The sequence below is a fragment of the Flavonifractor sp. An92 genome (assembly GCF_002159175.1).
Taxonomy (GTDB): Bacteria; Bacillota; Clostridia; order Oscillospirales; family Oscillospiraceae; genus Pseudoflavonifractor_A.
In genome coordinates, this window is record NZ_NFGZ01000007.1 from 136447 (window position 1) to 147355 (window position 10909).

The following is a 10909-nucleotide window of genomic DNA, read 5'->3' on the forward strand; positions in this document are numbered from 1 at the left end:
TTCGTTCAGACTTCTTCGGCGAGAAAATCTTTCAGTTTTTTCCGCGCCCGGGACAGCCGGGAGCGGGTGGTCCCCTCCTGCTCACCCAGGATGGCGGCGATCTCGCCGGTCTGGTAGCCCTCGTAGTAAAAAAGATGGACGGCGGCCCGGTCCTTGGGCCTCAGGCGCAGCATGGCCTCCATCACCCCCTGCTCCTCCGGCGCGGCGGCGGGGAAGCTCTCCAGCAGCGGCGCGGTGCGCTGCCGCCAGGGGGCGCGCAGGCGGCTTTTGCAGCCGTTTACCGTCACCTTCAACAGCCACGCCCGCTGATGGGCCCCGTCCGGGCAGACCGGCGGGCGCTCCAGCCAGGCCAGAAAGGTGTCCTGGACCGCGTCCTCCGCCTCGTGGGCGTCCCCCAGGATGGCCGCCGCCGCCCGGTAAAGGGTGTGCTCGTAGGTGCGCACCAGCCGTTCCAGTTCCGTTTCATCGGTCACCTTGGTTCCCTCCCTTCAACCTTATAAACGCGCGACGAAGCCAAATTGCTGCAAAAAAATGCCGCCCGCAGGCGGCATTTTTTTAATCCTCCGAGAGAAGGATGCGGTCGTTGTCCAAATCCTTTCCAGCTCCGGCCTTGAAGCGGTGGAGCAGGTCCTCGACCGTGAGGCCCTCCCGCTCCTCCCCCTGGATATCCAGCACGATGTTGCCGGCGTTCATCATCAGGGTGCGGTTGCCCAGCTCCAGGGCGTTTTTCATGTTGTGAGTGATCATCAGGCAGGTGATGTGCTCCTGGGCCACGATCTCCCGGGTGAGCTTCAGCACTTTCTCCGCCGTGCCCGGGTCCAGGGCAGCGGTGTGCTCATCCAGCAGCAGCAGCTTGGGGGGCACCATGGTGGCCATCAGCAGGGTGAGGGCCTGGCGCTGGCCGCCGGAGAGCAGGCCCACCGGCTGGCGCATCCGGTCCTCCAGTCCCATGTCCAGCCGGGAGAGCTGGTCCCGGAAGAAGGCCTTGTCCTTCTTGCTCACCCGGCTGAAAAAGGCCTTCTGGTGCTTGGTGGTGCGGAGATAGGCCAGGGCCAGGTTCTCCTCGATGGTCATGTGAGGGGCGGTACCCCGCATGGGGTCCTGGAAAAGGCGGCCGATGTTGCGGCTGCGCCGGTAGGCCGGCAGGTACGTCAGGTCCTCACCGCCCAGGGTGATAGAGCCCTCGTCCACATAGAAGTCTCCGGCAATGGCGTTGAAGAGGGTGGACTTGCCCGCGCCGTTGGAGCCCACGATGGTGGCGAAATCTCCGTCGGCCAGAGTGAGGCTCAGGCCGCTGAGGGCGGTCTTTTCATTCACGGTGCCAGGGTTGAAGGTTTTGGAGATGTTCTTCAGTTCCAGCATTTACTTCTCCCCCTTTCGCGCGGCCAGGGCCTTGCTCTTTTTGGCCTGGAAGGCGGCCCAGTTCCGGATGGCAGGGGCCGAAATGGCGATGCCCACGATCACGGCGGACACCAGCTTCATGTAGTCGGCCGGCACATTGGCCCGCAGGGCGGCGGCGTAGATGAAGCGGTAGATGATGCTGCCCGCCAGCACGCCCAGCACCCGGCGGACCATGGAGCCCTTGCCGATGAGGGTCTCACCGATGACCAGGGCAGCCAGCGCCAGCACCACCATGCCGGTGCCGCTGTTCACGTCGGCAAAGGTGTTATACTGGGCCACCATGGCCCCGGAGAGGCCGGTCATGGCGTTGGCCACGCACAGGCCCACCGTGATGGTGAAGGTGGGGTTGATGGAGGAGGCCCGGACCATATCGGCGTTGTCGCCGGTGGCCCGGATGGAGAGGCCCAGCCGGGTCCCCAGGAAGAGGACCAATGCCGCGCACACCACCAGCACCAGCACGGCGGTGACCACCAGCTTGTACCAGCTGCCGCCGATGCCGGCGTCCTTGGCCAGGGTGTAGATGGACTGGGCCTGGAAGAGGGACTTATTGCCCGAGCCCATGACCATCAGGTTGATGGAGTACAGGCCGATGTTGGTGACGATGCCCGCCAGGATGGAGGGCACGCCCAGCTTGGTCTGGAGGAAGGCGGTGATGAAGCCGGCGGCCGCGGCGGCCAGCATGCCCGCCGGGATGGCCAGGATGGGATGTCCTGCCAGACAGCACACCGCAGACACGGCGCCGCCCAGGACGAAGGCCCCGTCGGTGGTCATATCGGCGATGTTCAGGATGGAAAAGCTCAGAAAGAGGGCCAGAGCAATGGGGGCGTAGAGAAAGCCCGCCTCCAGCGCGGTCTGGACGATGGTGAGCACGGCAAATCGCTCCTTTCACGGGGATAGCCCCCGCCGTGTTCCGGCGGGGGCTTTGGGATTCGGAAGGGTTACTCCTGGGTGGTCTGGACCTCCACCAGGCTGGAGCCCATGCTCTCAAAGACGGAGTAGTCCACGCCCAGAGTGGCGGCGGTGTCGGTGTTGACGGTGATGATGTCGCCGGAGACGGTGACGAAGTCGGAGGGCACCTCGCCGCTCTGGAGGACCTCCACCGCCAGGTCGGCGGTCTGGGTGCCCAGGTCGGTGTAGTTCACGCCGCAGGTGGCAAAGGCGCCGTTGCGCACGAAGGAGTCAGCTCCGGCGTAGTGGGGGATGCCCGCCTCAGCCAGCGTGGGGGCAATGGCCAGCTCGGCGGCCTGCACCACGTTGTCGGTGGGGGTGAACACCGCGTCCACCTGATCCAGCATGGAGTTGACGGCGGCTACGATCTCATCGGTGGTGTTGCCGGTCTTGTCGATGTAGGAGATGCCCTTCCCGTCCAGGTACTCCTTGGCGGTCTCAATGGCAGGGGCGCTGTTGACCTCGCTGGTGGAGTAGAGGAGGCCCACCGTCTGAACATCCGGGTTCTGGGCCAGCATCATGTCCAGCAGCAGCTCCACGTTCAGCGCGTCGCTGGTACCGGTGACGTAGGAGATGCCGGTGAGTCCGGCGGTCTCGGGGTAGCTCACGGTGCCGTAGATGACGGGGGTCTCGGTGGCCTGAGCGGTGGCGGCCATCTGCTGGGCGGCGGTGGTGCCGATGGGGATGATGGCGTCATAGCCGTCGGAGATGATCTGGGCGCCGATCTGGGAGAGGGTCGAGGGGTCGTTGTTGCCATTAAAATCGCCGTAGGTGATTTCGATGCCCAGTTCAGCGGCCTTGGCGTCCAGCTCGGCGGTGATGGCGTCCCGGATCTCGTTCATGGAAGCGTGGTCCAGCTGCCGCACCACGGCGATCTTGTAGCCCTCGCCGCTGCCGGAACCGCCGCCGGCGGGGTCGGTGCTGGGCTGGGAGGCCGTGCCGCCGGAGCAGGCGGTCAGGGACAGGGCCAGAGCGGCCGCGGCGGTCAGGGACAGGACGTTTCTCAGAGACAGCTTGTTCATAGTAGGTTCCTCCATAAAAATAGAATTGGTTTGGGTGGGCGATGGAGGGGCCGTTGCCAGCGGCCAAAGTTTAGAAGCTCTTTGTACCGGGGTACAAAAAAACGCTTTCGTCCCCTTTCTGGGACAAAAGCGTCAGCTTCTGCGATACCACCCAAATTGACGTCAAAGACGTCCGCTCGCTTCGCGTACCATCATACGCGCCCGATGGATAACGGGTGGGGTCCCGTCGGCATCTACTTGGTTGCCCGTTCAAGCCGCCCTCTGAAGTCCATTCCTCCACCGCCTCAGACTCCGCTTCCACCGTCCGGAGCTCGCTATCCATCCGCCGCATGAAGTACTTCTCTTCATCACTGGTTTCAAGTTCTTTGGTTGTTGTAGTGTAGTATACGCTTCCGACGGCCGTTTGTCAACCCCTGTTGTACAAAGCCGGCAGGCGGAAGCTCTGTGCTCCCGCCTGCCGGCCCAAAGGGTCAATCCACTTTGGTCATGCGGACGATCACCGGCGTGGAGTTCTCCCCCAGCTCACCGGTGTAGGTGATCTCCACCCGGTCGCCCTCGGCAAAGCCGTCGGTAGTGACACCCTCGCCGTAGTCCATGGTCTGGTACTCATCATCCTCGGTCAGCAGCACGAGGAAATTGTCCATGCGGTTGATGATGCCCCGCACCACTTTTTCTTCACTCTTGCCCGACGGAGCGGCGGTACTGACCGTCGGCGTGCTGCTGGGTTCCTTTCCGCCCTGCAGCGCGCTGCACGCGGTCAGCGACAGCACCACCAGTATCAAAGTCAGCATCAGGGATAGGGTTCGCTTCATGTTCATTTCCTTTCTTGGTATCCGTAGGTTGCGCTGCCGGTGTGCGGCAGCTTTGGTGCCACGGCTGGAGTTAGCCCAGCCTTACAAAGCTTAGACTTCACTGGGGGCCAAATAGTTGTCGGACCATTCGCCTGAAATTATTTTTTCAGAATTGGGCAAATCTCCCCCGGATTCTCCGCTCTGTTTGAGCATTTTTGCCAAGCCCTTGCCTCCGTCTTTCCCTGCCGCCGCTCTGTCGTGCAAAAAAGTCATCTTCAGCCAAATTAGCTCTTTACATTTTTGCAAACCGTGCTATAATATAATGCGTTCGGGTGTTCTTGCCTGCTCTTTTCTTGTCAAGCGGTTCACTCGTTTCTTTTCTTCTTTGGGCCTATAGCTCAGCTGGGAGCGCAAAGGGTTCGGTTTTCTGCCACATCTACAATTTCATATTGCTTTATTCTTCTGTTCCGCTTTTGGAACTGTTGATTTGGGCCTATAGCTCAGCTGGGAGAGCGTACGGTTCGCATCCATATGCAGACACATCCCACGGCTTAGGTTCCCTTCCAATTCAGCAGTCCGATTTCCCGGACTTACCCCTCAAAATTGAATATCTTAAAAATCCGTTTTTCATAACTTTTTCGGTTGAAAAATGGCTAATTTGGGCTCGTAGCTCAGCTGGGAGCGCAAAGGGTTCGGTTTTCTGCCTCATCTATAATTTCATATTGCTTTATTCTTCTGTTCCCCTTTTGGAACTGTTGATTTGGGCCTATAGCTCAGCTGGGAGAGCGTACGGTTCGCATCCGTAAGGTCGTCGGTTCGATCCCGATTAGGTCCACCACACTCGGGAGATCTCGTTTTGAGATCTCCCGAGTTTTTTCATGCTTTCAGGATGCACGATAGTACACACTCTTGTCCCCTTCCGGATGCAGGAAGTCGAAGAACTGTGTGACACTGATTTTGAATTCCACTTCGATTTCAAAGTTCCTCCCGATATTTACCCGCTCAATGAGCTGCCGCAGGATCATCTTCTTTCCCTCGATACTACTCCCCGCATACAGGTCGGCCCAGGACATAATCTTGTCATACTCCTTTTGGACGGCAACGGCAGAGCTCTTCAGATCAGCCGCTTTTTCCTTGGCCTGTTCCAATTCCTGTGCCAGCGCCGCCAGTTTGCTTCGGGTGTCCTCTATCATCTCACCGAGGATGTCCGCTCCAAAACTGCCAGTCCCATTGATGGTCTTGATGATCTCTTTCTTGTAGCTCTCCAGCTCCCGTTCTGCGGAGGCATGGAGTTTCTCCAGATTGGCCACCGAACTGTTTGCCAGTTGGAGTTCCTTCTCCCGCTGCTTTTGAATGAGCTGGCTCCTGGGTGCAGTCTTCATCCGCTCAAAGAGTTGGATGACGATCTTATCAATAATGCCGTCCAGTTTCTCGCCGGAGTATCCGGTCTGGCCGTCACAGTCCTGAGGATGGCGGATCTTGTAGTGGCAGGCATATCGGATATGGGTTTCCCGTTTGGGCTCACCCTTGGCGCGTCTACCGCTGCTGGTGGTCAGCACCAGTTTGGAACCACAGTGGGCGCAGTAGACCATCCCGGAGAGCAGCGCCTTCCCCTTGGAGTTAAAGGGCACTTCATTGTGGTGCATTGTCCTGGCCTCCATCAACTCCTGTGCTCGCTCATACAGATCCAGCGGAACAATTTGCAGCTCCGGAAAGATTTCTGAGCGTGTTTCCCCACTGCGCAGGATTCCCACATACATGATGTTCTTCAGCATTTTGATGATGGTGGTATTGGCGAAGTTGGTTCCCTTTCGATTGAGATAGCCGTTGTTATATAACCACCGGGACAACCGCTGTGCGCCGAACCCCTCATAGACATATTTTTCAAAGATGATGCGCACCACCGCAGCTTCATCCGGGTCAACCAGAATCTCGTTGACTTCGTGATTCTTTTTATTGAAGCGCCCCTGCTTTTCCAGGCGGTATCCATAGGGGACGATCCCGCCCCGGAACCTCCCCTCCTGCACGATTTGCGAAAGGCGTGTCTTTGTTCGGGCAGAGGTTTTGAGGCTCTCGCCGGAGGCCTGCCAGTAACGGATATAGTTCAGCAGTTTGTCGATATGATCATCCATCTTCTGCTGCCCTTCCATTGCGCTCCACACTTCGATTCCGTTGCGGATGAACCACTCTACTACGAAGGGTGTCTCATCGTCCCGCCGCCCCAGGCGGTCGAACATGAACACCAGCAGGATGTCAAACTTCCGTTCCTCAGCGTCCTGGCGGATCTCTTGAATCGCGTCGCGGTCAGCGGCAGCCACCTTGAAACCCGAGACACCTTTTTCCGCAAATTCTTTGATGATCGTCCATCCCTGGCTTTCCGCAAATTCACGGCAGTATTGTTTCTGCATCGGGATATCATCTTTTTCTACCTGTCCTTTGGTAGAGACTCGATAGAGGCAATATACTCTCTTGTTTTTTTCCATGATTGCACCTTGTCCTTTCTGGTGTAGGACTGCGGTGCATATGGTTTGCTGTTCATTCAGTTGTCAAGGTTCATATGCACACACAGTATCCCACACCACTGGTAAAAAGTCTACTGAATCAAGCGGGCTTGTTCAGATTTTCAAAGTCCTGCGCCATCAACAGCGTCTGCTCAATTGCAGATACTGTGTCAGGCTGTGTAACGGCGTTTTTGAAGCGTAGGGCAACAATCAGTCCGTCCACTTCCATCGTGATATATTCTGTCGGCTCAGAGTATCGGGGATGCTCCCGATCATACATTGCCTGCTGATAACTCATGTGATCATCCTCCTTTACATGGTCTGCTGCCAAGTTTGTTCTTCTTCGTGGTCGTCCTCGGCGTGGCCTTGGGCGATTTTCTTTTGTCGTTCTTTCCGGAGGGCTTTGCTGTCGGTGTGGTGGTGCGTAGTGGTAGCGTCCATCACAGGAGCAGGCCCCTGGCCGCACTCCAGAGCGTGTCCAAGCTGGACCACACCACCCACAACACCAGCCCAGTCAGCGCCAGGGCCGCCAGCCCCAACAGCAGACTGGTCCATGGAATGTCCGGCAGACTCGGTCTGGGCAGTCTGATACCGTCCAGAGAAAAACGCTTCTCGTTCCGCTTCCCAGCCTGTTCGCTCATCTGCTCCAGATGCTTCACCGCTTTCAGCAACTCGTCCATCTGCGTCCGAGTCGGAAGCTGCGCCAGCAGTTCGTTGACCTTCTTCAGATAGCCGGTCTGTCTCTCGGTGTGGTACCCCAGTGTGTAGAGGCTGCTCAGCAGATCCTCCCACTCCGCTTTCGTGGGATGCACTTCGAGGGGCGTTGTCGGCTCCTGCGCCGGAGGCTGCGGCGTGGTCTGTACCATCTGTGCGGGACGGTTCTTTTCCAACAGCTCGTCCATAGATAATTTCTTCTCTGATCCTGAATTCATATTCCATCTTCTCCTTCAGATATTTCTCCCCGAACAGCAGACGGTCACGGCACTGCCAGCCGCTGGGTGTGGTGTAGGTGATATTCCGCCGGGAGGTTTCCCAGCGTACTTTGTAGCCCTCGCTCTCCATCAGCGCAATAAACTCCTCACGGCTGGAGGCGTGGCGCATACAGTCGTTGATGATATTCATGAGTTGCAGCTTCTTACTCTGACCACGGGCGGCCGTGTGATACTCGCCGATGGACATGGTCTTGGTCTTCTCTTTCCTGTTCGTGGGCTTGAACACAGGGAGCGAAAACTCCATGCAGACTTGATCGTTGCGCTGCCGCAGTTCCTGGAGCTGCTCCTTTGCGATGTGCAGTTTCTTCCCAGTATCGAAGTTGACGGAGTTGATGAGAAAGTGGGAATGAATGTGTTCCCGGTCTGTATGGGTGCAGACCAGAACTTCATACCCCTCATAGTACTCAGCCAGCTTCAATGCCGCTGCATGAGCGGTGAGCGGATCGACTGCTTCGCCTTTCGGGAAGCTCTGCACCATGTGGTAGAACAGTACGCCGTCGGTTTTGTGATGCAGCCGCTTGGTGGTCATGAAGTCCGCGTAGACAGATTCCGGCTGACAATTGATGCCTGTGACCAACTGTTGACCGTCACACTTGGTTTTCTTGTTCTGCATGGTGTACCGCATCACAGCTCCCATGCATCCGGTGGTCTGTCCTCGCTTGTAGTTAGTGAAGCTGATGATCGCCATTTTTCACCACCGCTTTCGTTCCAGGATCAACCGGACAGCAGCACAGAGTTCAGAGAACGCCTGGCGCACACTGTCCAGATTGATCACCGTGACGCGTCCCATGTGTGCCAGGGTAACAAGCTGATTCAGATTTCTGCCGATGGACTTCAGCTCCTTGAGCACTTCTTTCAGTCCATCGACGACCACTACCTGCTTTCCCAGACAGCAGGCCGTCACATAATCGCTCATGGATATCCCGGAGCGTTTCGCCAATTCCTTGATAGCCTCCCGGTCTTCGGATGCCATCCGGGTGCTGAACTTAATATCTTTTTTCATGTCGTTTCCTCCAGTCTTTCGTAAAAATGGGGTGTGGGGCAGCGCCCCGCAAACAAGCGGAAGGCGGGCGGCGGCTTTGCCGGTGACCAGACAAACGCGATGCTGGCCACCTCCAAGGAGGTGATTCTCCCGCGCCGAACCCCCGCGCTCCTCCTTCCGCCACAAGCGGCCCAACACGGCGTTTCTTTTGCTTTGCGGGAGTTTACTCGCCGCACCTGGAAACCGCCCGCAAATCGCCGCACAGCGCCTCGACAGGGTCGATAGGGACGATTTCTCCGGCACCCTCCAAATCGACACTATCGGCACGACGCAGCTCGATCACTCGCTTCCCGTTGCTGCGGCGAACCGTTGCCTGAATCCCATTTTTTCTTAGGGCCTCAATGCTTTGCAGGATCAGCCTTGAAATCTTTTTGGGCGTTACCCCTTCGATTCTGTCAGGGTCGATCTTTTCGGAGAGCTCCGTAGGAGTGCCGATAAATGTTGTTCTGGTGCTCATAAATGCAGAGAGGAGAACGACGATCCGATCCTCACGCAGCACGGGTTCTTCTCTGCTGTCCGAAACCAACTGCCACACATTTTCCTCGCTGCGTTCCAACTCCAGCTCCCGGTATTCGATGTCCCGGCCCACGCAGGTCAGTCTGGCCCTGCCGCTGCCCCGCTTTTCTTCCACCAGCGTGAAGCTGGAATCCACTGCACCGCTGATAGCGGTGGTGCCAGAGATCCGGTGGAACACATCTTCCGCCTTTTCTTTCCGCAGATGGTGGATCAACAGGATGGCAATGCCGTGCTTGTCCGCCAGCCGCTTCAGCACAGACAGATCCCGGTAGTCATTGGCGTAGGTGGCGTCGTGGATCGGACGGACCATCTGCAGGGTGTCAATGATGACCAGCACTGTGTCGGGGTGTGCGGCGACAAATGCGTCCACCTGTTCCTCCAACCCTTGCCCAATGAGGGCGCACTCCGTGCAGAAGTGGACGCTGTCTGGTGCGTCCTCAGTGATTTCAAAGAGTCGATTCTGGATGCGGAGGACGGAATCCTCCAGACAGAGATAGAGGGTGGTGCCCTGCTTGGTGGTCATGTTCCAGACCGGTTCTCCCTTGGCAACTGTCACCGCCAGCCATAGAGCAAGCCAGGACTTGCCCACCTTTGGTGAGCCAGCCAGGATGTGCAGACCCTGAGAGATCAGGGTATCCACCACAAAATTGGGCGGTTCCAGCGGACGATCCATCAGGGTTCTGCCGTCCACTGTGATCAGGGGATGGTTCATTTTGTTGTTCATGTTTGGTACCTCCATTTCAAGAATTTGAATACAAAAAGCTCCCACCTCAAAAGAAGTGGGAGTAGTATTCATTTTGATTTTGAAATGGTTTGTGGTAGAATGGAGCAGACGGAGGTGAGCCAATGGCGACCTATCAGATCTACGAGCTCTCTGCCCGGGCAGTGATGAGTTACGCCACGGAGCAAGACGGCGTTTACACCTTTGCTCTGAACCGCAGTGCCACCGAGCACTGCAAGGTACCGGGTGCCAAGCACGAGCAGGACAGCTGCGCCATGTTCCATCAGCTGATGTACCAACTCCACGGGGAGGGCTGGCGGGAGCGTGGCGATGAGAAAGTCACAGCTCTTTCCGATGTGCTGTTCTATATGGACTTCGCCGGGATCTTTGACCGGCGTGGAACCGGAAGGACGCAGCAGGCCCGCCGGGAAAAGGCCAGAGATATGTTCCGCCCCGAGGGGATCACTCTGGATTTTGGTAGCGGCCCACACCGCTATGTGGCCTTTGAGCGCTCCGCCAGTATGAGCCGCCAGTCCCGTCTCTCCTTTATCCGGGCGGATCTGTATGAGCCCATGCGCCAGCGGATCATGCTGAACATGGAGCTGGACCGATGCCAGCTCAGTAAACTCTACGCCTACAACGGCCTCATGTTTTCCAGCGGAACCCGGGTGGACGGCATCCGCATTGACAAAAAACACCGGGTCATCGTCATAGACAATCCAACCAAGAGAGTGGAGCGAGCCCCTGTCATCACCCTGCGGGAAGACAGAGAGCCGGGAACCTTCTACCGGGCAGATACACTGGAAGATCTGGACATCACTTGTTTTGACGGCGTGGGCCTCATCTCCAAAGAGTACGCAGATGTGGTGGACAAGGCCTGCTGCGGCAGCCACACTCACACCTCCTTCCAGATTCGGATGCCCTACATCAAGGGGATGCTCCATCAGGTGGATTTCAAGGACTTTTTGAAGCGCA

10 protein-coding genes, 1 tRNA gene, 1 pseudogene and 1 other annotated feature are annotated in these 10909 nt (G+C 57.6%); of the genes and pseudogenes, 2 read left to right on the forward strand and 10 right to left on the reverse strand.

Annotated features, from left to right (window positions below; all coding sequences use genetic code 11):
- Window positions 1–5: 5 nt before the first annotated feature.
- The 5 genes from B5G43_RS07150 to B5G43_RS07175 form a co-directional block, all read right to left on the reverse strand.
- Entirely contained in the window at window positions 6–473 is a 468-nt protein-coding gene (locus B5G43_RS07150) for an RNA polymerase sigma factor (RefSeq protein WP_087259789.1), read from the reverse strand.
- Between the two features lie 82 nt (window positions 474–555).
- Window positions 556–1362, reverse strand: a complete 807-nt coding sequence (locus B5G43_RS07155) for an ATP-binding cassette domain-containing protein (RefSeq protein WP_087259790.1) — start codon at window positions 1360–1362, stop codon at window positions 556–558.
- The gene (locus B5G43_RS07160; protein WP_087259791.1) at window positions 1363–2271 is read right to left on the reverse strand and encodes an ABC transporter permease; all 909 of its coding nucleotides are present in this window, start codon (window positions 2269–2271) and stop codon (window positions 1363–1365) included. It lies immediately after the preceding gene.
- Between the two features lie 68 nt (window positions 2272–2339).
- Window positions 2340–3371 (reverse strand): ABC transporter substrate-binding protein, encoded by a 1032-nt coding sequence (locus B5G43_RS07165; protein ID WP_087259792.1) that lies wholly within the window; start codon window positions 3369–3371, stop codon window positions 2340–2342.
- Window positions 3372–3487: 116 nt separating this feature from the next.
- Window positions 3488–3731, reverse strand: a binding site (T-box leader).
- 110 nt (window positions 3732–3841) lie between these two features.
- The gene (locus B5G43_RS07175; protein WP_140397524.1) at window positions 3842–4183 is read right to left on the reverse strand and encodes a hypothetical protein; all 342 of its coding nucleotides are present in this window, start codon (window positions 4181–4183) and stop codon (window positions 3842–3844) included.
- Window positions 4184–4924: 741 nt separating this feature from the next.
- Here B5G43_RS07175 and B5G43_RS07180 point away from each other — a divergent pair.
- Window positions 4925–5000: transfer RNA gene (locus tag B5G43_RS07180), tRNA-Ala, on the forward strand.
- A gap of 46 nt (window positions 5001–5046) precedes the next feature.
- On the opposite strand, the gene B5G43_RS07185 is transcribed toward B5G43_RS07180, so the two are convergent.
- The 5 genes from B5G43_RS07185 to B5G43_RS07205 form a co-directional block, all read right to left on the reverse strand.
- Entirely contained in the window at window positions 5047–6645 is a 1599-nt protein-coding gene (locus B5G43_RS07185; RefSeq protein WP_087259795.1) for a recombinase family protein, read from the reverse strand.
- A gap of 118 nt (window positions 6646–6763) precedes the next feature.
- Window positions 6764–6961: a hypothetical protein gene (locus B5G43_RS07190; RefSeq protein WP_006572265.1), complete on the reverse strand. Its 198-nt coding sequence runs from the start codon at window positions 6959–6961 to the stop codon at window positions 6764–6766.
- 14 nt (window positions 6962–6975) lie between these two features.
- Window positions 6976–8343, reverse strand: coding sequence for a relaxase/mobilization nuclease domain-containing protein (locus B5G43_RS07195; RefSeq protein WP_087259796.1), 1368 nt, complete (start codon window positions 8341–8343; stop codon window positions 6976–6978).
- A 3-nt stretch (window positions 8344–8346) separates the two neighbouring features.
- Window positions 8347–8658: a plasmid mobilization relaxosome protein MobC gene (mobC, locus tag B5G43_RS07200; protein WP_087259797.1), complete on the reverse strand. Its 312-nt coding sequence runs from the start codon at window positions 8656–8658 to the stop codon at window positions 8347–8349.
- 202 nt (window positions 8659–8860) lie between these two features.
- Entirely contained in the window at window positions 8861–9937 is a 1077-nt protein-coding gene (locus tag B5G43_RS07205) for an AAA family ATPase (protein ID WP_087259798.1), read from the reverse strand.
- A 122-nt stretch (window positions 9938–10059) separates the two neighbouring features.
- Between B5G43_RS07205 and B5G43_RS17775 the strand changes: the two are divergent.
- A pseudogene (locus tag B5G43_RS17775) lies at window positions 10060–10909 on the forward strand (RNA dependent RNA polymerase); the annotation flags it as partial.

Excerpts from the sequence above, each read along its gene's own strand:
- B5G43_RS07155 (WP_087259790.1), bottom strand. The coding sequence starts at position 1,362 with ATGCTGGAACTGAAGAACATCTCCAAAACCTTCAACCCTGGCACCGTG.
- B5G43_RS07165 (WP_087259792.1), bottom strand. The coding sequence starts at position 3,371 with ATGAACAAGCTGTCTCTGAGAAACGTCCTGTCCCTGACCGCCGCGGCC.
- B5G43_RS07175 (WP_140397524.1), bottom strand. The coding sequence starts at position 4,183 with ATGAAGCGAACCCTATCCCTGATGCTGACTTTGATACTGGTGGTGCTG.
- B5G43_RS07185 (WP_087259795.1), bottom strand. The coding sequence starts at position 6,645 with ATGGAAAAAAACAAGAGAGTATATTGCCTCTATCGAGTCTCTACCAAA.
- B5G43_RS07190 (WP_006572265.1), bottom strand. The coding sequence starts at position 6,961 with ATGAGTTATCAGCAGGCAATGTATGATCGGGAGCATCCCCGATACTCT.
- B5G43_RS07195 (WP_087259796.1), bottom strand. The coding sequence starts at position 8,343 with ATGGCGATCATCAGCTTCACTAACTACAAGCGAGGACAGACCACCGGA.
- mobC (WP_087259797.1), bottom strand. The coding sequence starts at position 8,658 with ATGAAAAAAGATATTAAGTTCAGCACCCGGATGGCATCCGAAGACCGG.
- B5G43_RS07205 (WP_087259798.1), bottom strand. The coding sequence starts at position 9,937 with ATGAACAACAAAATGAACCATCCCCTGATCACAGTGGACGGCAGAACC.